Origin of the sequence: Amycolatopsis coloradensis, assembly GCF_001953865.1 — a bacterium.
Taxonomy (GTDB): Bacteria; Actinomycetota; Actinomycetes; order Mycobacteriales; family Pseudonocardiaceae; genus Amycolatopsis; species Amycolatopsis coloradensis.
Genome location: NZ_MQUQ01000018.1, coordinates 148405 through 169296, shown reverse-complemented (window position 1 = coordinate 169296; position 20892 = coordinate 148405). Strand labels below are relative to the sequence as shown.

General features: G+C 69.9%; 17 protein-coding genes and 2 pseudogenes. 7 read left to right on the top strand and 12 right to left on the bottom strand.

Annotated features, from left to right (window positions below):
* Positions 1–27 precede the first annotated feature (27 nt).
* The 6 genes from BS329_RS31395 to dhbA form a co-directional block, all read right to left on the bottom strand.
* The gene (locus tag BS329_RS31395) at positions 28–882 is read right to left on the bottom strand and encodes a siderophore-interacting protein (protein ID WP_076165263.1); all 855 of its coding nucleotides are present in this window, start codon (positions 880–882) and stop codon (positions 28–30) included.
* The gene (locus BS329_RS31390; RefSeq protein ID WP_076165261.1) at positions 879–1112 is read right to left on the bottom strand and encodes a phosphopantetheine-binding protein; all 234 of its coding nucleotides are present in this window, start codon (positions 1110–1112) and stop codon (positions 879–881) included. The genes BS329_RS31395 and BS329_RS31390 overlap by 4 nt, the downstream gene beginning before the upstream one ends.
* Complete coding sequence (locus tag BS329_RS31385) at positions 1109–1783, bottom strand: isochorismatase family protein (RefSeq protein WP_076165258.1); 675 nt, start codon at positions 1781–1783, stop codon at positions 1109–1111. Before BS329_RS31385 ends, BS329_RS31390 begins: the two co-directional genes overlap by 4 nt.
* On the bottom strand, positions 1780–3402 hold the full coding sequence (locus BS329_RS31380; RefSeq protein WP_076165256.1) for a (2,3-dihydroxybenzoyl)adenylate synthase: 1623 nt from the start codon (positions 3400–3402) through the stop codon (positions 1780–1782). The genes BS329_RS31385 and BS329_RS31380 overlap by 4 nt, the downstream gene beginning before the upstream one ends.
* A complete protein-coding gene (locus tag BS329_RS31375) occupies positions 3399–4595 on the bottom strand; it encodes an isochorismate synthase (protein WP_076165254.1) in 1197 nt (398 codons plus the stop codon). Before BS329_RS31375 ends, BS329_RS31380 begins: the two co-directional genes overlap by 4 nt.
* A gap of 140 nt (positions 4596–4735) precedes the next feature.
* A complete protein-coding gene (dhbA, locus tag BS329_RS31370) occupies positions 4736–5485 on the bottom strand; it encodes a 2,3-dihydro-2,3-dihydroxybenzoate dehydrogenase (protein WP_076165252.1) in 750 nt (249 codons plus the stop codon).
* A gap of 222 nt (positions 5486–5707) precedes the next feature.
* Here dhbA and BS329_RS31365 point away from each other — a divergent pair.
* Positions 5708–6400 (top strand): annotated as a pseudogene (locus BS329_RS31365) (helix-turn-helix domain-containing protein); the annotation flags it as partial.
* Positions 6401–6517: 117 nt separating this feature from the next.
* Here the strand turns inward: BS329_RS31365 and BS329_RS31360 are convergent.
* Together BS329_RS31360 and BS329_RS31355 are read right to left on the bottom strand one after the other, a co-directional pair.
* A complete protein-coding gene (locus tag BS329_RS31360) occupies positions 6518–7696 on the bottom strand; it encodes an aminotransferase-like domain-containing protein (protein ID WP_482746713.1) in 1179 nt (392 codons plus the stop codon).
* A gap of 199 nt (positions 7697–7895) precedes the next feature.
* On the bottom strand, positions 7896–9119 hold the full coding sequence (locus BS329_RS31355; RefSeq protein WP_076165248.1) for an FAD-binding protein: 1224 nt from the start codon (positions 9117–9119) through the stop codon (positions 7896–7898).
* Positions 9120–9187: 68 nt separating this feature from the next.
* Between BS329_RS31355 and BS329_RS31350 the strand changes: the two genes are divergently transcribed.
* The 3 genes from BS329_RS31350 to BS329_RS31340 are packed head-to-tail and all read left to right on the top strand — an operon-like array spanning position 9188 to position 12188.
* Positions 9188–9961 carry an IclR family transcriptional regulator gene (locus BS329_RS31350; protein ID WP_076165247.1) on the top strand — a complete coding sequence of 258 codons (774 nt, stop codon included), beginning with the start codon at positions 9188–9190 and terminating at the stop codon, positions 9959–9961.
* Positions 9962–9993: 32 nt separating this feature from the next.
* Positions 9994–11169, top strand: a complete 1176-nt coding sequence (locus tag BS329_RS31345) for a 4-hydroxybenzoate 3-monooxygenase (RefSeq protein ID WP_076165246.1) — start codon at positions 9994–9996, stop codon at positions 11167–11169.
* 44 nt (positions 11170–11213) lie between these two features.
* Entirely contained in the window at positions 11214–12188 is a 975-nt protein-coding gene (locus tag BS329_RS31340; protein WP_076165244.1) for a methyltransferase, read from the top strand.
* Between the two features lie 873 nt (positions 12189–13061).
* Here the strand turns inward: BS329_RS31340 and BS329_RS31335 are convergent.
* Together BS329_RS31335 and BS329_RS31330 are read right to left on the bottom strand one after the other, a co-directional pair.
* Entirely contained in the window at positions 13062–14258 is a 1197-nt protein-coding gene (locus BS329_RS31335) for an HNH endonuclease signature motif containing protein (RefSeq protein WP_076165242.1), read from the bottom strand.
* Between the two features lie 997 nt (positions 14259–15255).
* Positions 15256–15831 carry a TetR/AcrR family transcriptional regulator gene (locus tag BS329_RS31330; protein ID WP_076165241.1) on the bottom strand — a complete coding sequence of 192 codons (576 nt, stop codon included), beginning with the start codon at positions 15829–15831 and terminating at the stop codon, positions 15256–15258.
* Between the two features lie 83 nt (positions 15832–15914).
* On the opposite strand from BS329_RS31330, the gene BS329_RS31325 reads away from it, so the two are divergent.
* Complete coding sequence (locus BS329_RS31325) at positions 15915–16826, top strand: SDR family NAD(P)-dependent oxidoreductase (protein WP_208619306.1); 912 nt, start codon at positions 15915–15917, stop codon at positions 16824–16826.
* On the opposite strand, the gene BS329_RS31320 is transcribed toward BS329_RS31325, so the two are convergent.
* Together BS329_RS31320 and BS329_RS31315 are read right to left on the bottom strand one after the other, a co-directional pair.
* Entirely contained in the window at positions 16816–18213 is a 1398-nt protein-coding gene (locus BS329_RS31320) for a PepSY-associated TM helix domain-containing protein (protein WP_076165238.1), read from the bottom strand. The genes BS329_RS31325 and BS329_RS31320 overlap by 11 nt on opposite strands.
* 115 nt (positions 18214–18328) lie before the next feature.
* Positions 18329–18868 (bottom strand): hypothetical protein, encoded by a 540-nt coding sequence (locus tag BS329_RS31315; RefSeq protein ID WP_244197377.1) that lies wholly within the window; start codon positions 18866–18868, stop codon positions 18329–18331.
* A 475-nt stretch (positions 18869–19343) separates the two neighbouring features.
* On the opposite strand from BS329_RS31315, the gene BS329_RS31310 reads away from it, so the two are divergent.
* On the top strand, positions 19344–20537 hold the full coding sequence (locus BS329_RS31310; protein WP_076165408.1) for an MFS transporter: 1194 nt from the start codon (positions 19344–19346) through the stop codon (positions 20535–20537).
* A gap of 70 nt (positions 20538–20607) precedes the next feature.
* Positions 20608–20808 (top strand): annotated as a pseudogene (locus BS329_RS31305) (substrate-binding domain-containing protein); the annotation flags it as partial.
* Positions 20809–20892: the final 84 nt, after the last annotated feature.

The following is a 20892-nucleotide window of genomic DNA, read 5'->3' as shown; positions in this document are numbered from 1 at the left end:
TTCCTCGTTATTTCAGTGGGGTGGGGATCAGTGGTCGTGGTCGTCGTCGAAGTCGGCGACGCCGAGTTTCCAGTAGCCGGTGACGTCGTGGTCGGCCTTGCCGAGCCCGAGGTCGTTCTTGAGCCAGCGGCGCAGCGGTTTGATCTGCCCGGCTTCACCGGCGACCCAGGCGTAGAGCCGCTCGCCGGCCGGAACCTCGATCGTCTGTACCGCGCGGGCGAGCATGTCGGTGGTGCCCGGCGCGGCGTCGCCCCGGTGCAGCCAGTGCACTTCGACGTCTTCGGGCGCGGACAGCTCGATCTCCTCGCCCGCGTCCGCGACCTCGATGAACGCCCAGCCCGCGGCGGTGCGCGGCAGTTCCTCCAGCCAGCGCGCGATCGCGGGCAGCGCGGTGAGGTCGCCGGCGAGCAGGTACCGGTCGTAGTTGTGGGGCACGATCAGCCCGCCGGGCGGCCCCGCGACGTGCACCGCGGTTCCAGGAGTCACCTTCTCTGCCCATCCGGAACCGAGTCCACCTTCGTGCAGCGCGAAATCCAGATCGAGTTCGCCGGTGACCGGGTCATACCGGCGGACCGTGTACTCCCGCGTCGTCGGGGACGGCTTCGGCCAGCGCAGCATGTCGCCGTTCGGCTCCGGCAGCCTCGGCTCCTGGTCGAACTCCGGGAAGATCAGCTTCACGTGCTCGTCGGGCGAATGCGCCTCGAACCCGGCAGTGCCAGGTCCGCCGAGGGTCACGCGAACCAGTCCGGCGCCGATCATCTCGGTGCGCACGACTTCGGCCTGCCGGACGCGGATCGGGTAGCCCACCTTCTCCGCGTGCTCGCCCCCGCGGACCTCGGCGATGCGTTCGAGGTGTCGGTGACGGTGGTCGGCGCGGCTCACGCGGCGTTCCCGGTGAGGATCTTCGTCCAGTGGCCGAGGTTCGGCTGCTCGGCGAGATCGGCGAATTCGAGGGTGTCCGCGCCGTCCGCTCGCCACTGCTCGACCAGGCCCATGATCCGCATCGAATCGAGGCCGAGGTCGGTGAGATCGGTCTCCGGCTTCAGTTCGGCCACGTCGCAGCCGAGTAGTTCGGCGACGTCGGCGTGGATCTTTTCGACGGTGAGGCTCATCGGGGTACTCCGGCGTGGATCGGGGCCAGCGCGGCGAGCGCGGCGGCGGTGGTGGTCAGGGCGCCGCAGCGCTGGGCGACGTATTCGCAGGCCTGGTCGTGGCGTTCCCGGGAGAAGTCCGCGACCGCGTCTCCGACCAGGAACGGCCGGACGTCACGCATGAACGCCTCGACGGCGGTGGCCTGGCAGCCGATGTGGGCGTAGACGCCGGTGATCAGCAGCTGATCGCGGCCCGCTTCGGCGAGCTGCTCGGTGAACGTGCTGCGCTGGAACGCGCTGTAGCGCCACTTCGTCAGCACGGTGTCGCCGGGCTGGGGGGCGAGTTCGTCGACGACGTCGGCGGCACTCGGGTCGTCGTCGATGACCGCGCCGATGCCGTCGCCCCAGAACTCGGTGAGCAGGCCACGGTCCTCGGCGGCCTGGTGGCCGGGCTGCGCGGTGTAGAACACCGGGACCCCGGCCGCGCGAGCGGCTCCGGCGAGCGCGGCGATGTTCGCGACCATCTCCGGGACCGGGGATCCTTCGTACGGCGCGAGGAAGTACCGCTGCGCGTCGTGCACCAGCAGCGCGGCACGGGCGGAGTCGGGTTTCCAGCCGACCCGTCCGGCGGGCAACTCGGCCTCCGTCGGCAGCGAGTAGGGCCGGATCTTGGGCAGTGACACGACTTTCATCCCTCCTTCGCCAGGGCGGCCAGCGCCGCCCGCAGCTCGCGTTTGCTGGTCTTGCCGACCCCGGTCACCGGGAACTCCGGCACCACCTGGACCAGATCGGGCACCTTGAACGCCGCCACCCCGCGCTCGCGCACGAACCGGCGCAGCTCCGCCGCGCCCGGTTCGGCCCCGGCCGCGGGGACGACGTAGGCGCAGGTGCGCTCGCCCAGGTACGGGTCCGGCACCGCGACGACGGCGGCGTCGAGGACACCGGGGTGGGCCATCAGGTGGTTCTCGACCTCTTCCGCGGCCACTTTTTCGCCGCCGCGGTTGATCTGTTCCTTGGCCCTGCCGACCACTTCGAGATGCCCGGACGGATGCTGCCGGACCAGGTCACCGGTGCGGTAGAAACCGTCTTCGGTGAACGCCGTCTTGTTGTGCTCCGCGGCCCGGTAGTAGCCGCGGATCGTGTACGGCCCCCGGGTCAGCAGCGCGCCGACCTCCCCTGGCGCGACGACGTCGTCCGAAGTAGACAGTGGGTCGTCCGGGTTCACCACGCGGATCTCGTCGTCCGGCGAGATCGGCCGTCCCTGCGTGGCGAGGACGTATTCGTCCGGATCGTCGAGCCGGGTGTAGCAGACCAGGCCCTCGGCCATCCCGAACACCTGCTGCAGGCGGCAGCCCAGCGCGGGCCCGATCTTCTCGGCCAGCTCACGGGCGCATTTGGCGCCGCCGACCAGCAGGACGTCCAAAGAGGACAGATCACGGGTGGTCCTCGCGGCCGCCTGTGCCCACGCGGCGGCCAGCGGCGGCACGAGCCCGGTGATCGTCACGCCCTCGGCCTCGATCAGGCGGAACGCGGTGTCGGCGTCCGGGCGCGGCGCGAACACCGTGGCGGCGCCCGCGTGCAGTGCCCCGAGCAGGCCGGGTGAGCTGAGCGGGAAGTTGTGCGCGGCGGGCAGCGCGGCCAGGTACACGCTTTCCGGGCGCAGGCCGCAGATCCGGGCGCTTTCGCGGACGCTGTAGAGGTAGTCGTCGTGCGTGCGCGGGATCAGCTTGGGGAGTCCGGTGCTGCCGCCGGAAAGCTGGAGGAACGCGACACCGGCGGGATCCGGGTCGGGCAGCGCGCGCGGCTTGGCCGCCTCGAGCGCGGCGAACTCCTCGGTGCCGACGACGAAAACCTCCCGTACCGACGGGATTTCGGCCGCGACCGAACGTGCCATGGCCGCGTGGTCGAAGCGTTCGTGTTCGCCGACTGTCACGATCGCCGCGGCCTCGCACTGCGCGGCGAAGTGCCGCAGTTCGCTGGCCCGGTGCGCGGGCAGCGCGAACACGGGCAGCGCGCCCGCCCGCCAGAGTCCGAACACGACGGACGCGAACTCCGGTACGTTCGGCAGTTGCACGACGACCCGGTCGCCCGCCTGGATCCCGGCTCCGGCGAACCCGGCGGCGAGCCGGTGCGCCCGCTCGTCGAGTTCGGCGAAGGTCCAGCGGGCGGACTCGCCGATCACGGCGAGACGTTCGGCGTAGGCCTCGGCGAGCCTGGTCAGCAGCGCACCGAAGGTCTGACCCCGCCAGTGTCCCGAAGCCCGGTAGCGCGCGGCGGTCTCCGGCGGCCATGGCACATGGTCCGGGTTCACGCGACGCCCTCCAGGCCGAGTGCCCGCAGCATGGTGCCGAACTTCGCGCCGGTCTCGGCGAGTTCGGCTTCCGGGTCGGAACCCGCCACCACGCCCGCGCCCGCGAACAGCCGCACGGTCCGGTCGCGGACCTCGGCGCAGCGGATGGTGACGACCCATTCGCCGTCACCGTCCTGATCGGTCCAGCCGACGAGACCCGCGTAATAGCCGCGATCCTCGGGTTCGAGCGCCGCGATGGTGTCGCGGGCGAGGCCGGTCGGGACGCCGCAGACGGCGGGCGTCGGATGCAGTGCTTCGGCCAGCGCGAGCGCGGACGAACCGGCGTCGCCCGCGTCGGCGAGCCGTCCGCTGATCCGGGTCGAGAGGTGCCACATCGTGGGGGTGCCGATCACCTCGGGTTCGCCCGCGACATCGAGGTCCACACAGAACCGGCCGAGCACCTCGGCCACCTGCGCGGCGACGTGGGCGTGTTCGGCACGGTCTTTTCCGGACGCCAGCAGATCGCTGATACGGCGGGCGTTTTCGGCTTCGTCGGTGACGCGCGGACGCGACCCGGCCAGTGGGTTGGCCGTGACGATCCGGCCGCGGCGGGAGACCAGCAGCTCCGGGCTCGCGCCGATGAGCGTGCGCGGCGCGGGATCCCCCGGCGCGCTGACGTCGACGGCGAAGGCGTGGGCCGCCGGGTCGGCGTGGACGAGACGGGCCAGCAGCCGCGGCACGGCGATGGGGTCGCCACCGGTGACGTCGAGGCAGCGGGCCAGCACGATCTTGCGCAGGTCGCCGTCGCGGATCTCGGCCAGCGCCCTGGTGACGGCAGTGGTGTAGACCTCGGGCGCGGGCCGCGGCGACACCGACCAGTTCCCGCCACCGAACGGGGCCACCGGCATAACGGCGCCCGGCGCGCCCGCCCGGCGCACCACGGCGGGGACCACCAGGCTGCTCGGGGCATCCGGCCGGAATCCGATCGCCCCGGCCACCACGGGCTCGGTCACTCCCGCCACGAGGGCCGCGTCGAGAACCTCGGCCGCGGCACGGGCCCGCTCGCCCGGCGCCGCGTGCACCGGGGAGTACACACCGTCGGCGAGCAGCGATCCTCGAGCCGACGAGTAGTAGAACGATCCGGGCAGGTACGCCGCCAGCAGATCGGCCGCCTGGTGGACCGGCCTCGGTCGAGCCGGTGCGGGTGAGGACACGACAGGATTCCCTTTCGCAAATACCACTGATCAGGCAGGTCCCGGCACGGAACACGGCCCCCCGGACGCGCCGAACACGCCTTTTCGGTAAGCCTAACCTAATAATACGAAGCCGAAAAGTCTTCGTTGCCTCATCGAGATCACGCGCGGAGCGTGGCGCCGCCGTCGACATAGAGGTTCTGCATGGTGATGTGCCGCGCACGATCGGAGGCCAAAAACAGTACTGCGTCGGCGATGTCGGCAGGTTCGGCTATCCGGCCCAGTGGTATGCCGACACGGTATTGCTCCGAATTTCCCGCAATGACAAGGTCCGCGCCGTTTTCGTCCGTCCACAGTAGACGCTGCATATCGGTGTCGGTCGAACCGGGCGAGACGATGTTGCAGCGGATGCCGGAGCCCGCCAGTTCGAGGCCGAGACAGCGGGTCAGCATCGTCGCGGCGGCCTTCGACGCGGCGTACGCGGCCATCCCGGTCCTCGGGACACCCGCGGCGTTGGACCCCACCGTCACCAGCACGCCACTCCGGCGGGGCAGCATCCGGCGGGAGATCTCACGGAGCACGGTGAAGACACCGGTGGAGTTGACCGCGAAGGTCGCCGCCCAGTCCTCGTCGCTCGTCTCGCAGACGGACCCCGGCTTCAGCACCCCCGCGACGGAAGTCCCGATCCCGATCGGTCCGAGTTCGCGTTCGACCTCGTCGACCACCCGCGCCACGGCGGCGGGATCCCCGACGTCCGCGACGAACGAGGTCACCCCGTGCCGGGAAGGCACTTCCGTCAGATCCACCGCCGCCACGATCGCGCCTGCCGCGGCGAGTCCGTCCACGACGGCCGCCCCGATCCCGCGCGCGCCTCCGGTGACGAGCGCGACCTTGCCCTCGATCCCTTCCACGCCACAACCACCCCACGTCCATTTACTTAGCCTTGCCTAAGCTAGCTGGCGAATCAGGACAAAGCGAGGGACCGACACCGGTGATTCGGGACACTTCTCACGAAACACGGGACAGGACAACGGGCCGGCACGATCAGGGGCAGCGCGAGGCTGCCGCACCCCGGCCGGCGGACGGGGGTCACCCGGTGACGGTGACGTGGGGAGCCAGCGCCGCCAGGAAGTGCCGCCCACGAAGCGGGTGCGCGGGTCGCGTCCCTCTGCACGGGCGCGTTCGTGCTGGCCGCCGCCGGTCTCCTCGACGGCCGCCGCGCGACGACCCACTGGGCGCACACCGACCTGCTCGCCGCTCGTCATCCCCTGGTGGAGGTCGATCCGGACGTCCTCTACGTCGACAACGGCACCGTGCTCACTTCGGCGGGCAAGGCCGCCGCGATGGACCTGTGCCTGCATCTGGTCCGCTCCGACCACGGCTCGGCGGTCGCGAACACCGTCGCGCGCCGCCTGGTCGTCCCGCCGCACCGCGCGGGCGGGCAGGCCCAGTTCGTCACCGCGCCGGTGCCCGAACAGGACGACCATCCGCTCGGCGGCCTGCTCCCCTGGGTGACCGAACGCCTGGACCAGCCGCTGACCGTGGAGGATCTAGCGCGGCACGCCGCCATGAGTTCGCGCAACCTTGCCCGGCATTTCCGGTCCGCGACCGGGACGACCCCGTTGCGCTGGCTGCTGATCCAGCGCATCCGCCGCGCGCAGGAACTCCTGGAGCGCACCGACGACAGCGTCGACCTCATCGCGGAGGCCACCGGGATGGGTACCGCCACGACACTGCGACGGCATTTCAATCGGACGGTCGGCGTCCCGCCTGACAGCTACCGCCGTACCTTCCGCGCCCAGACGGCTGACGAAGCCGCTCAGTGACGAGAGATCACGCAGGCGACCGTCGTGCTGGAGGTGCAGGAACTGCTCGGATCCCGAATCGCTGCGCCAGCCCGGCGGGCCGTCGCGTTCACTGGCGTGTCGCGGGCGCCCTACCCCTCACGAGGCCAGCGCCTTACCGAGCCGCCGAAGCCCTTCCGCGATCTTCTCGGGCGCGTGGGCGGCGAACGAGAGCCGCAACGCCGACCGGTCCGGCTCCCCCACCTGGAACGCCGAGCCGGGCACGTAGGCGACGTCGTGGCGCAACGCCTCGGGAAGCAGCAGATCGGTGTCGATGCCATCGGGAAGGGTGACCCAGACGAACATTCCGCCGTCCGGATCGGTCCAGGTCGTTCCGGGCGGAGTGATTGCGGGCAGTTCGGCCAGCATGGCGTCGCGGCGCACGCGGTAGGTCTCGCACAGCCTCCGCACGTGCGCGTCGAGATCGGCGGTGGCCAGATATCCGGCCGCGGCCGCCTGGTCGATGGTCGAGGTGTGCAGATCGCTCGCCTGCTTGAGAATCGCGACCCGGCGCAGAAGTTCCCTCGGCGCACGGAGCCAGCCCAGCCGCATTCCCGGGGCGATCACCTTCGAGAAACTGCCGAGGTAGATCGCGCGCTCGGCGAGTTCCGGGCGGGCGGACAGCGGTTCCTCGCGTTCACCGCGATACCGCAGCTCGTGGTACGGGTCGTCCTCGACGAGCCAGAACCCGTGCCGCGCGATCACTTCCGCCAGCGCGCGGCGCCGGGCGGGGCCGACCGTGCGACCGGACGGATTCGAGAACGTCGGGACGAGGTACAGCAGCGAAGGCCGTTCCCTGGCCGCGATCTCGTCCAGCGCGGCCGGATCGATCCCTTCCGAGTCGCCGGGAACGGGCACGATGCGTGCCTCCGCGAGCTGGAAGCACTGGAGCGCGGACAGGTACACCGGTTCTTCCACCAGGACGGTGGCGCCGGGATCGAGCAACGCGGTGCTCAGCAACTGCAAACCCTGCTGGGAACCCGTCGTGATCAGCAGATCGTCCACAGTGGCCGGAAGCTTGCGACCGGCCAGCCGGGCCGCGAGCAGCTCCCGCAGGCGTGGATTTCCTTCGGTGGGCGAGTACTGCAACGCACGGCGGGCGGGCTCGTCGGCGAGCGCGCGATCGAAGGCGGCGCGGAGGCCGTCCACATCGAACAGTTCCGGCGCGGGCATTCCGCCGGCGAAGGAGATCACGCCCGGGCGGGCGGTGAGCGCGAGCAGGTCGCGCACGGGGGAACTGGTGACGCCGTCCATACGACGGGCGAGCGGAAGAGACAAGGGAGCTCCTCGGGGAGAACGTGCGGCTCAGTGTGCAGCCACCGGGGATCGTCCCGTGCGCAAGCAACCGCCGTCAGGATATCAGTCGACGCCTGCCTTTCGCGGTGAAATGTCCCGAGGAGCCCTACGACGGCGATCTGCGACCGGGCGACGTCGGCGTGTACCTCTCAACGCCCGTCGCCGCGTGGTCGCGATCGGACTAACGCTCCCCGAACACCTGCCGCCGGACGAACGGACTCCGGAACTTGCCGTCCGGATCCAGTTCGGCGGCCAGCGCCCGGAAATCGGCCAGCCTCGGGTAGTCCCCCGTCCGCTGGAAGAGCTTCCCCCAGTGTGACCGGACGCCGAAAGGCGCCAAGCGCTCTTCCATGACGGGAAGCAGCGCGCGGACCGCTTCCCCGTCCGGCTGCCACGTGAAGTGCAGTGCCAGCCGGTCGCCACCGTGGAACGGGCTGAGCCACAGCTCGTCCCCCGCCACCGTGCGGATCTCGGAGGTGAGCAGGACGGGTGCCAGCCGGTGCGCGATGCCGCGCAGCGCCTCCATCGCGGCGACGGCGTGCCGGACGGGCACGAAGTACTCGGTCTGCAGTTCGTTCCCGATGCTGGGCGTGAAGTCCAGGCGGAAATGCGGGATCCGTTCGTGCCACGGCCCCGGCACCCCGAGTTGCCGTGTGCAGTTGTCCGCCGGGATCCCCGCCGCGTGCGCCGGATGCCTCGGCCCGTCGGCCGCCGTCGCGCCGAAGAAGTCCGCGCCCGGCCGTCCCGGTCCCTTGACCCAGACCTGGTCGATCTCGTCGCGAGCCCAGTTCGTGAACATGCTGACGCTGTACCCCGCGTCCTGGATCTCTTCGAAGTGCTCGTACGCCGACTCCCAGGGCAGGCCGTCGAAGACGTCCTGGCGGAGTTCGAAGGACGGCACCAGGTCCAGCGTCAGCCGGGTCACCACGCCCAGCGCGCCGAGGCCGACGACCACGCCGTCATGGTGCGAATACGTCTTCAGTTCGCCGTCGGCGGTGACCAGGTCCAGGCCGGACACGGCCGACGCGAGACTCTGGTTGCGCCACCCGGAGCCGTGGGTCGCCGTCGCGACGGTGCCCGCCACCGTGCAATGCGGCAGCGAAGCGAGGTTGACCAGCGCGAACCCGGCCGCGTGCGCCTGAACGGCGACGTCGCCATAACGGGTGGCCGCAGGCACCGAGATCGTCGCGGATTCCGCGTCGAGTACGGCCTCGGTGTCGAGCGCGGTCAGGTCGAGCTGGACACCATCCGGACAGTCCGCGATGTCGTTGAAGCAGTGCCTGCTGCCGAGCGCCTTGACCGCGATCGCTCCGGCGACGGCCTCCTGGACCTGTTCGACCGTGCGCGGGCGCAGGATCCGTTCCGCGGTGAAGGTCTGATTTCCCGCCCAGTTCGTCTCACGCACCCTGTCCAGCCTACGCAGGCAAGATCGCCGAGGTGGGCCTTGATTCCACTCAGTGAGAGAATGACCGGATGGCCGGGAACCTCTCCACGCCGGGCGCCAGCGTCACTTCGCGGGCGTTCGCGCTGCTCGGCGCGTTCGACGTCGATCACCGTGAGCTGTCACTGACCGAACTCGCGAACCGCGCCGTCCTGCCGTTGCCCACCGCGCACCGGCTCGCCCGCGAACTCGTGGGTCTGGGCGCGCTGGAGCGACGCGAGGATCGCTACGCCGTCGGCAGGCTGCTTTGGGACCTCGGTCTCCTCGCCCCCGTCCAGTTCGAACTGCGCCAGGTGGCCGCGCCTTTCCTGCAAGATCTCTACGGCGCGACCGGTGCCACCGTGCACCTCGGCGAGCGAGACGGCGGCCAGGTGCTCTACCTCGACCGGCTTTCCGGGAACGCGTCCGTGCCGGTGGTCAGCCGGATCGGCGGACGGCTGCCGCTGCACGCCACCGGGGTCGGGAAGGTCCTGCTGGCCTGGGCTCCGGAGGACGTCCAGCGGCAGGTGCTCGCCTCGCTGACCCGCGTCACCCCATACACCGTCACGCAGCCCGGACGGCTGCGTGAGCAGTTACGGCGCGTCCGCCGCGAGGGTTACGCGCAGACCGTCGAGGAGATGAGCCAGGGCGCCTGTTCGGTCGCCGTCCCGATCCGGCCGTCCGACGGCGGCGAGGTCGTCGCGGCACTCGGCCTGGTCGTCCCGGATCTGAGTCGTGGCAAGGCCCGGCTGGTCTCCGCGCTCCAGGTGGCGGCCGCCGGAATCGGCCGGAGCCTGCGAGTTTCACTGAGTGGAAGCGAACGCTAGGAGTTCGCCTGCCGCGCGACCAGACTCCGGTCATGCGAACCCCAATCGCCATCGTCGGTGCCGGCCCGGCCGGACTGCTCCTGTCACATCTGCTCGATCTGGCGGGCATCGAATCGGTGATCGTGGAGACCCGCTCGCGCGAGTACGTGGAGGCGCGGATCCGGGCGGGCATCCTCGAACAGTCCACAGTGGACCTCCTGCGTGCGGCCGGGCTCGCCGACCGGCTCGACCGCGAGGGCGACGAGCATCGCGGCATCTACTTGCAATGGCCGGAGGAGCGGCACCATCTCGACTTCGTCGACCTGGTCGGGCGGAGCGTGACCGTGTACGGCCAGACCGAGGTGACCAAGGATCTCGGCAAGGCGCGAGCGGCGGCAGGACAGCAGATCCACTACGAGGTCAGCGACACCGCCGTACACGACATCGAGACCGACAAGCCCTACGTCACCTTCGCAGCCCTTGACGGCACGCCTCAGCGACTGGACGCCGACGTCGTTGTCGGCTGCGACGGTTCCTTCGGGCCCTGCCGCACCGCGATTCCCGACGCCGCGAAGCAGACCTGGGAGCGCACCTACCCGTACTCGTGGCTCGGTGTCCTCGCCGACGTCGCCCCGTCGACCGACGAGCTCATCTACGCCTGGCATCCCGACGGGTTCGCCATGCATTCGATGCGTTCGGCCACTGTCAGCAGGCTGTATCTCCAGGTGCCCAACGGCACCGACATCGGCATGTGGTCCGACGAGCGGATCTGGGAAGCGCTCGCGGCCCGCCTCGGCCACGGCCAGGACGGCTGGACGCTCACCCCCGGGCCGATCACCGACAAGAGCGTGCTGCCCATGCGCAGTTTCGTGCAACAACCGATGCGGCACGGCCGACTGTTCCTCGCCGGCGACGCCGCCCATATCGTGCCGCCGACCGGCGCCAAAGGCCTCAACCTCGCCGTCGCCGACGTCGCACTCCTCGCCCCCGCGTTGGCCGCTTTGGTGCGGGACAAGAACTCCGCGCTCGCCGACGCCTACTCCGACGCCGCACTGCGCCGGGTTTGGCGGTGTACGCATTTCTCGTGGTGGATGACGACGATGCTGCACCAATCGGGTGATCCGTTCGACCGGCAGTTGCAGCTGTCGCAGTTGCGCTGGTTGGCGCGGAGCGAGGCGGGCCGGGCGGGGCTGGCGGAGAACTACGCGGGGCTGCCCATCGGGTTCTGACTCGTCTGGTCCGGTTTTCGAGGGCCGCTGGCTAGCCTCGGACGATGGATGAATCCTCGATACTGGATCTGGCGGGCCTGGCCACTCCGATGGCCATCCGCGTCGCCGCGACCCTCGGCCTGGTCGAGCGAACGGGAACGGCCGAGCACCTCGCTTCCGAAACCGGGACCGCGGTCGGCCCTCTGGCATGCCTGCTCGACCATCTGGTCTCGGTGGGCGTCTTCACCGTCGACGCGGAAACCGGTCACTACCGTCCCACAAGCCTCGGCGCCCAGATCCGCGAAGTCGGGCCCCTGCTCGACATCAACGCCGCCGGAGGGCGCGCCGAACTCGCTTTCGTGGAGCTGCTCGGCACGATCACCACCGGAAGGCCCGCCTATGCCGAACGATACGGGCGCGACTTCTGGTCCGACGTCGAAGCCGATCCGGAGCTGCGGCGCTCGTTCGACCACCTGATGACCTGGCGCATCGAACGAGAGGCCCCGCAAGTGGCCGAACGGTTCGACTGGAGCCGTTTCCAGGACATCGTCGACGTCGGCGGCGGCGATGGAACCATCCTCGAGGCAATCCTACGAGCGAATTCCCAGGCCCGCGGCCGCGTCCTGGACCTCGCCCCCGCGACGGCCGCCGCCACCGCCAGATTCGCCGACGCGGGCCTCGGTGACCGCGCCGGCACCGTCACCGGCAGCTTCTTCGACCCACTGCCCGCGGGCTCCGACGCCTACCTCCTGTCCGACATCCTGCACGATTGGGATGACGACCACGCCCGCGAAATCCTGACCGCCTGCCGCCGGGCCGCCGCACCGAACGGCATCGTCGTGGTGATCGAACTGGTGCGGGAACGCGGTGCCGACACGGCGACGGACCTGTTCATGCTGATGTGCTACGGCGGCCGCGAACGGACGATCGGCGAACTGGCGGCCTTGGGCGCCGAATGCGGCCTGGTCGTGGGTGGTTCGCGGCAGGTTTCGGATGAACGGACGGCGGTGGAGTTCCGGGTCGCCCCGGGGGCGGGCTAGTGGGGGGTTGGGCTGGGTGTCGCCGGTTCGCGGCAACGTCACATCGCGAGTACCGGGCAGCCGGGTGGCTGTGGTGCCGTTCCGCGGCGACGATCGGGAGTGAGCCTGTGATCGGCGGGCGGCAAGCTTTGACCTGATGGCCAGGCGGAGGCTTCGCCATTTCGCGGCAACACCTCAGGCGACCCAGCGACCGACGAACGGCCTAGCTTCGGACAGGCCACTCGCCGCGGTGGTTGCCAATTCGCGGCAACGACCTCAGCAGCCGAAAATCATCGGACACCAATCCGGGGGGACGCGCGAGCGAATCCTCAGCTGCCGGAGCGAGCCCTGCATACACGTTGCCGTTATGCGGCGACGATCAGGGCGAACAGCGATCGCCAAGACAATGGCCGGCCGTATGGCGGAAGTTGCTCAACGAGGCGGTTTCGCCGGTTCGCGGCAACACCACATCACGAGCGCGGACAGCCAGGTGCCCGTGTCGCCTTCCGCGGCGACCAGCGAACGGCCACGGTTCGGACAGGCCATCAGCCGCAGTGGCCGCCATTTCACGGCAACATCACGCCACCAAACGCGGAACAGCCACGTGCCCGGTGTTGCCGTTCCGCGGCAACGACCGGAAAGTCGGGGACAACCGTCCGAAAGGCCCATGAGATCTCATCAGCCAGAGCGAACCCTGCACAACGTTGCCATCCTGCGGCAAGATCCGGCGCGAACAGCGAACAGCGAGCGACGGGCGACGGGCGACGGGCGACGGGCGACGGACAGCGAACACCATGCGGCAAGCGCCAACCAGATCGCCAGCCCGCCGTCGCCGCCAAGCGGCATTCGCGCCACCCGGCCCCCGCACACTCGTCGCCGTTTCGCGGCAGTGAATCAGAACGGCGGTCCTTCCGGCCGTGGGTCATGCAACGGCGGTGGCACGCTGGTGTGGACCTGCCCGGTAGGAGTGGTGATCTTCAAGCCGCCATCGGGTTCGAGGTGATAGATCCAGCCGGGTTCGTCTTTCAACCGGTGGTCGCGAGTGCAGTAGGTGACCAGGTCGGCCACGTTCGTCTCGCCCTGGAACTGCCACGGAATCAAATGGTCGAGTTCGCAGGCATGGGCGGCCCGGGCGCAGCCGGGTCTTCGGCACTCACTGTCCCGCACGCGGACGAATTCGGCTGTCGCCGCGTCGGGGCGGTACCGGGTTCTGCCCAGGTCTTGGATCTGGCCGCTGAGCGGGTCGGTGATGATGCGCCGGAGCACGGTGTTCGGTCCGGCGGCGATCTGGCTTGCCAGCGAGGCGGGGATGTGGCCGTGCCCGGCCATCTTCACGGGGTCGTGGTTCAAACCCAGGTACGTGCCGAGGTCCATGTACAAAAACACCTCGGTGCGCTCGGAGACGCCGCCTTGTCCACTCAGGAGCAGGTCCAGGGCGATGTCGGCCCGGAGTTGATCCATCGTCCTTATGTCACCCTGCTTCCGCAGTGCCCGGGCCTCCCGATTGATCCGCTGGTAGGCGGCGGTGACCTTCTCCACCGGGCCGTCCACCACCTCGATCGAAGCGACACCGGCCTCACCTTGCGCCATGGACAATCGACGACCTTCCCTGCGCTCGGTCGCTTTCCTGTCGGCACCGGCTAGATCAGCCCTCATCGCCGCGTAGGTGGCGGCTTTGCGGACCTGCTCGCTGTTCTTCTCCGGCAACCTCGACTCCAGCGCAGCGTCGGCGACGAGTGAGTCCTCATTGGACAACCAGGCGGTCGCCTCGGCCACCTTGGTGGCGGAGCATCCGTTCAGCTTGCCCTTGTCCATCAACGACAACGTCCGCGGCAACCGCGACGTCAACGCAACGCCGGTCGCCACGAGAGAGCCGGCGAAACCGTCCACAAGGTACAGGCCCATCGCCACCTCCTGCACCACGCTCCGCGTCCCGCCGCGCACCTCGCTCAGCCGCGACAAAGCACGAAACCGCACTGCCTCGAGACGCGCGAGAGCGACACTGATCTCCTTCGCGACAAGCATGGAGTCCTTGTCGTCCAAGGAACCCACCAGAACATTGATCTCCTCCAAAAGATTCGGATCGGTCATTTCTTCGAGAACGGCCGAGAGTTCGGCACCGGAAGTAGCCACGACAAGAACCTACAACCGGCCACCGACAAAACGTCAGCGTGCGAGACTCAGCCGTCGTTTCTGATACGGGGTCCTGTACACCGGTGTGTTGACGATCCCGTATCCGCGATAGCCGCCGTGCTCGTCCCGTTCATACAGCATTGAGTTCTCTCGCGACAGAGCCGCGAACGGCAAGTCGAACCGCCCAGGGCACTGTCCAACGTCAGCCGGAGATCCAGATCGTCGGCGGCCCGGCTGCGCATCAATCCGAACGGCGTCGCGAACTCCGAGACCGCGTCGGGCCGCAGGCCCAGCGCCGAACGAGAGAACAGCGTCGCCTCATCGAAGTGATCGAAGGGTTGTGTCAAGGCGACGTGGTCGATGCCGGTGATACCCGGCCCGGCAGGCGCTGTCCCGGTAGGAACGAAGCCACTCGTCGTTGCCACAGAGGAAGATCGCGGATCCGTCCGGCGCGGCGACGGCCGAGAAGTTCGCCTCGCCGGGGCCGTGCTCGCGGGGCAGCACGGGCGCGAGCAACGTCTCCGCCCGGCGCGCTGATCGTGTCGTCCGCGGTGTCGTTCACCAGACCCCTGTTGCCACAGGTGAACCGGCTTCGAGCGATGTGTTCCGGTGTGCACGAACACGAGAGCTCCGCGAAGGCGTGTCCATCCAGCCGAGGCGCACCAGGGCGGCCCTCGATAGCCCGCCGCCGGCACGTGACCGGTGAACGCGGCCAGGTCGAACGCACCCTGGCCGGGGAAGAGCCGGTGGCGCCTGCTCCAGTGCAGCACGTCCATGTCCAGCGAGGGCGCGTCGGCCAGTTGCAGGAAGAAGATCTTCTCCCCCGGAATCGTCCGGATCGCTGCGTCGCGACAGAAACCCGCGGCGGCCGTCACCTCGCCGATCGGCATCCTCAGCACGTCGAGGTCGAGCCGCCGGTAAAGAGAGGTAGCTGGTCGACCGAGGATCCGGGAGATCAGAACCCCGGCCAGCCCCGCCGCAGGAAGACGAACGCGGCGTCCAGCGCGGCGGCGGGATCGGGCTCGACACCGGCCAGGTCCGGGATCTCCAAGACGTAGCGGGCCAGCAGCCGCACGGAGAAATCGTCCTGACCGGACTGCTCGGCGATGACCTCCGTGAGAGCGTCCTCGCAACCGGTCCAGAGTGCTCTGGCGTAGGCGCGCAGTGCCGGGGTGGCGACCACGAGGTCCGCGACACGGCGTGACAGCGGATCGGGATCCGGGTCGAACGGACCGCGGGTCGCGAGGAAGTCCCGCAACGCCTGCAAGATCGAGACGTCCTCGGCGCGGTCGCGCACCGCGGCGGCCAGCGCCTCTTCGCGGGCGCGCCCGTGGCCGAGGATCAGTGCCTCCTTGCCACCGGGGAAATGCGCGAACAGCGTGGACACCGCCGTGTCCGCGGCGTCCGCGATCTCCGCGACGGTGACGTTGTCGAAACCCCGTTCCAGGAACAGGGTTCGCGCCGCCTCCGACAGGGCCTGGCGGGTCGCCGCCTTCTTGCGCTCACGCCTGCCCGGCTCGGTCCTTGTCATGCGGCCCACAATACATCGGATGCCCTCCGAAATCGAAACGCATGTATATTCGAAGTGACTTCGACTTTGAGCGGGAGCCCGTCATGACCCCTTGGAACGTCCACCATCTTCCGCGCGCCGACGGCAAGACCTTCCTGGTCACCGGTGGCAACGCGGGTATCGGCTACTTCGCCGCCGAACAGCTCGCGGGCACCGGCGCCACCGTGCTCCTCGGCAGCCGGGACGCCGCCAAGGCCGACGCCGCGATGGCGTCGATCCGGACCCGGGTCCCGGACGCGAGCCTCGGGCATCTGCGGCTGGACCTTTCCGACCTCCCGTCCCTCAAGTCCTCTGTGGACACTCTGAAGATCGGGCGGCTCGACGCCGTCGTCTGCAACGCGGGTGTGCTCCTGGACGACCAGCCGAGGCGCGAGACCGCCGATGGCCACGAACTGACGTTCGCCACCAACCATCTCGGGCATTTCGTCCTGGTGCACCACCTGATGCCGCTGCTCGAAGCGGCGGACGCCGGTCGCGTCGTCACCACGGGCAGCTTCGTGGGCAAGTCCGCGGAACTCGACCTGGACGACCTCCAGAGCAAGCGGGACTACCAGCCCAAACGCACCTACGCGCGCTCGAAGCTGGCGCAGATGCTGTTCGCCTTCGAACTCGACCGGCGGCTGCGCGCGGCAGGGAGCACGGTGCTGAGCGTCGTCGACCATCCCGGCGGCGCGCTCGACTCGTTGACGCCGCCGAGGCCGGTGCACCCGGCGCCGAATGGCCGACAGTTCCCCGCCGGACTTCTGTTGCACGGCAAGGAAGCCGGGGCCTGGCCCGCCGTCCGCGCGGTCCTCGACCCGGCCGTGCGCGGCGGTGAGATGTTCGGCCCGCGGGTGTTCGGCCTGCGTGGGGAACCCCGGCGGGAACCGGTGCGCGGAAAGCTCGCCGACACCGCGCTCGCCGCCCGGTTGTGGGCGGCGAGCGCCGGTCTCACCGGCGTCGAGGTCACACGGTGACGTCGGCGGCGTCCGGTTTGGACCGGCGGCCGGGTCGCAGGCCCAGCAGCAGGTCGATCACCAGGAACACCAGCAGGCTGATGCCGAACAGCGGCACGAACCAGCCGATCGCGGCGGCGAGGACCACGAGACCCGCCACCAGGGCGGGCGGCGCCTTCCGCCACTGCCCGCGCGGGATGGGCCGTCCGAAAGTCAGGCCGGTGGCCATGGTCGGCCTGCGCCGCCACCACATCCGGTAGCCGAGCACGACCAGCGTGACCAGGCCGCCGCCGAGCAGGAGCAGCACGATCTGGTTGGGCCAGCCGAAGAGCACGCCCATATGCGCGTCGATCCCCCATCGGGCCAGCATCGCGATCAGCGGATAGTCGGCGAACCGCACCTCGCCCAGGATCTGGCCGGTGGTCCCGTCGACGGCGACGGCGTCGACCTGTGTCGGCCAGCCGCGTTCGACTTCCGCCACCTGCCAAGGAGATCCGGGTTTGGCGGGCAGCCCGATCTCGACCGAAGCCGCGTCGATCCCGGCGGCGCGGGCCGAGGCGAGCATCGCGTCCACACTTTCGGGCCGGACGGGGGCAGTCGCGGCGGGCGCTTCCCCGTGCCCGGAATGACCGGCGTGCTCATCGGTGCCCGTCACCTTCAACACCGGGGTCGCCCAGCCGAGAGATTCACGCAACGCGGAGACGTTCTCCCCCGCGTACGTCGACCACGTCAGCCCTGTCGCGGACAGGAACAGCGCGCCGAGCAGCACCCACAGGCCGACAGATCCGTGTCTGCGAACGGATTTCCCACGGGAGGACTCCGTTTTCGCGGCCTTTTCGGCCCGGCGGGCGCGGCGGCGGCTCACCCACAGCACGAGGCCGCCCAGCGCGACCACCCACAGCCAGGACGCGGCGAGTTCGCCGTAGAGCCGGCCCGGTTCACCGAGCAGCAGGTTGCGGTGCAACTGGTCGAGCGTGGTCCGAAGCGGCAAAGCGCCACTCGAGCCGTACGCGACGAGGTCCCCGCGCACCTGCGCGGTGGCGGGGTCGACGAAGACCGCGCGTCGTTCGGACTCGCCGAGTCCTTCCTCGGCGAACAGCACCCGGGTCGTGTCACCCGGTTCCGGGGCGGGCCGGATCGCGACCAGGTCGCCGCCGGGGTTGGCCGCTTGCGCCGCCTTGACCTGGTCGGCGAGCGAGACCTGGCTCAGCCCGACGGGGGCCCGCAACTGGTCGGAGTAGACCCAGGACTCCAGTTGCGGAGTCGCCGCGTACAGAACGCCGGTGAGCGCCGCGATGAGGACGAAGGGACCGACGAGGACGCCGGCGTAGAAGTGGAGCCGGAGGAACAAGCCGCGCCAGGCGGACGTGCGCGGTGGACTGGTGGTCGGTTCGGTCTGTGTTGCCATGGGGGAACTCCTGAGGCGTCGGTGGGGAGGCGTGCGCCTGCGCCGCACGCCGGAAGTCGTCACGGCGTGCGTGCTGAGCCCTGCCGCGACACGGGTCCCGGCAGGGTTTCGGGGATCAGGCGAACGACACCGGCGGACCGCGCCGGGAGAGCACGTCGCGCAGGAGCGCCTCGGTCGCGGGGTGCTTCACCGCGAGCGGGACGTGGACCCGCAGCGGCGCCGTCGCGGGCCGCGGTGTCAGACGGCGCGGGAGCACCGAAGCGATCAGCGTCACGAGGGCGAACAGCACGCGCTCGGCGCCGGCCAGCACCGCGACCACGACGAGGGTCGCGGCGGCGTGCCCGGCGGTCATGAGCAGGCCGTTGCCCGCGGTTTCGGGGTGATGGGAGTGCGATTCCCAGGCCAGGAAGGTGAGGGAAGCGTGCATCGCCAACTGCCCGCCGCCGACGAGGCAGAGGATGGCGAGCGGACCTTGTCGACGCCCCGCCAGCGCGTACGCCACCCAGCTGAGCAGAGCGACGAGCAGCACGACCACGCCGAGGTCGGGGACGCGTCCGCCGGCGCCCAGGTGGGCACCGGTCGCCAGAAGGCCGGTCAGCACCCCCACGGCCCCGCCGCGGAGGCGCCGGGCCGGGCCTCGGGCCGGGGTCAGCATGCGCACGGGTGGCAGAGTAGAGCGCGACCAGGCCCGTTGTCGCGCATCGCTGACGCCCTGGGCATACCGGGTACTACGGACCGGGATCGGCCGTGGATCACGGCGTTATCCTTTCGTTATCCTTCCTGCTCGCACCGAGATAGCGAACGGAGAGGTATCCGTCCTGGTCACGGCCGATTTCGGCGTCCACTTCGAACACTTCCCGCAGTGAGGACGTCCTTGGCCGGGCCGTCCGCCACGATCGCCCCTCCCCGCAGCAAGACCAGACGATCGCAGTATCGCGCGGCCATCGTCAGGTCGTGCAGGACGGTCACGACGGTCCGCCCGGTTCCGGCGAGCGGCCAGAGGCCATCGCGCCCGGTGCGACGGTGTCCGGCGTCCCCTGATCAGATGTGCCGGTGACGCGATTGCCGATTTCAAGTGAGGTGAGGTGCGACACCCCGTGACCGACGACCTCGCGCAGCCCCGGACTTCGGTGTTCCGCAGCCTGTCGTTCGGACGGCTGTGGACCGGGAACACGGCCTCCGGGCTGGCGACCTGGGCACTGCCGTTCATCCTCGGACTTGCCGTGCTCGAACGGTCGCTTTCGGCCGTGGACCTGGGCATCGTGCTCGCCGCGCGCACCGGGGGTTTTCTCGTGGCCGTCCCGGTGGCGGGAGTCCTCGCCGATCGGCACTCGCGTCGTCAGGTCGTGCTCTGGGCGGGTCTCATCGCCGGTCTCGCCACTCCCCTGATCGCGGCCGGGACGGGCCGGTCCGTCCTGCTGATGGCCGCCGCGGCCGCCGTCGTCGGCATCGGCCAGGGCGCGTGCCGCCCGGCGTTCCAGGCGCTGACCGCCGAAGTGATCGCCGAGGACCAGCGCCAGCGGGCCAATGCCGCGATGACGCTGGCCGTCCGGGTCACGACACTGGTCGCACCCGGCCTCACCGCGCTGCTTTCCCAGTTCGCCTCCACGTCGGTGCTCGTCATCGGCACCGGTGTGCTCTGGCTGGGCGCGGCGCTGATCCCGCCGGGAGGCACTTTCGCGCCGTCACCGGTCGCGAAGGCCCGCTTCTTCGGCGAGTTCGCCGACGGGCTTCGCGAAGCTCGCCGTCATCCGTGGTTCCTGGCCGGGCTCGGGGCGCTGACCGCGGTGATCGCGACCGGCTACTCCGCCACCGGCGTCGTGCTGCCCTTGGTCAGCCGCGACCGCTACGACACCGAAGCCGTCCTTGCCGGTGGGCTGACCGCGTACACGCTCGGCGCGCTCGCGGGCGCCGTCGTCATCGCGCGCTGGCGCTCGAAGCGGCAAGGCTGGGCGGCGCTGCTCGGACTCGGCTGCTACGGCTTCGCGCCGCTGAGCCTGCTTTTTCCGGTGCACCCGGCTTTCGTCATCGCCGCCTACGCCGTCGCCGGGCTGGGTATCGAACTGTTCAACGTCCCGTGGTTCACCGCGACCCAGCGGGAGGTCGAACCGGGCAAGCTCGCGCGAGTGTCCTCTTTGGACTTCCTGTTCTCCTACGGTCTGGCACCCGCCGGGCTCGCGTTCATCGCGCCCGCGATCGGCCAGTTCGGCGCGGTGCCGGTGCTGGCGGTATGCACTGTCGTCTGCTTCGCCGCTCCTGCCGCAGCCGCGCTCGTTCCCTCTTCGCGCGACTTCCACGCGACCGCACCGAGCAAGAAGGTCTGAAATTCGCGGCCGGTCCGGAGTCTCCGCCGGGAAACTCGGCCTCCCGGTCCTGGACGAACTCATCGAACAGCTCACCACGACCCGCCAGCCGATCGAGGCGATGGGCCGCGCCGGGGTGGAACTGCTGGTCAAACGCATAAACGGCGGTGAGGTGGCGGCGGAGGAACTGCTGTTCGCCCCCGAACTCGTCGTCCGGGGCTCCACCGCGCCCACCTGTGCCCGTCGTGCCGATGCCCACTCCGGTACGGCGGGCCTTTTCCTCACTCTGTGAGAAGTTGCGACGTACCCTTTGCCCTACCCCTCAAAAGTACGGTATTGACGACTGGGGCACTACGGCGGACCGAATCGGGCACGT

Bases quoted from the DNA above. Each gene is read 5' to 3' on its own strand.
- BS329_RS31390 (WP_076165261.1), bottom strand. From the start codon at position 1,112: ATGAGCCTCACCGTCGAAAAGATCCACGCCGACGTCGCCGAACTACTC.
- BS329_RS31385 (WP_076165258.1), bottom strand. From the start codon at position 1,783: ATGAAAGTCGTGTCACTGCCCAAGATCCGGCCCTACTCGCTGCCGACG.
- BS329_RS31350 (WP_076165247.1), top strand. From the start codon at position 9,188: ATGGCCGGGAACCTCTCCACGCCGGGCGCCAGCGTCACTTCGCGGGCG.
- BS329_RS31345 (WP_076165246.1), top strand. From the start codon at position 9,994: ATGCGAACCCCAATCGCCATCGTCGGTGCCGGCCCGGCCGGACTGCTC.
- BS329_RS31340 (WP_076165244.1), top strand. From the start codon at position 11,214: ATGGATGAATCCTCGATACTGGATCTGGCGGGCCTGGCCACTCCGATG.
- BS329_RS31335 (WP_076165242.1), bottom strand. From the start codon at position 14,258: ATGACCGATCCGAATCTTTTGGAGGAGATCAATGTTCTGGTGGGTTCC.
- BS329_RS31330 (WP_076165241.1), bottom strand. From the start codon at position 15,831: ATGACAAGGACCGAGCCGGGCAGGCGTGAGCGCAAGAAGGCGGCGACC.
- BS329_RS31325 (WP_208619306.1), top strand. From the start codon at position 15,915: ATGACCCCTTGGAACGTCCACCATCTTCCGCGCGCCGACGGCAAGACC.
- BS329_RS31320 (WP_076165238.1), bottom strand. From the start codon at position 18,213: ATGGCAACACAGACCGAACCGACCACCAGTCCACCGCGCACGTCCGCC.
- BS329_RS31315 (WP_244197377.1), bottom strand. From the start codon at position 18,868: ATGCTGACCCCGGCCCGAGGCCCGGCCCGGCGCCTCCGCGGCGGGGCC.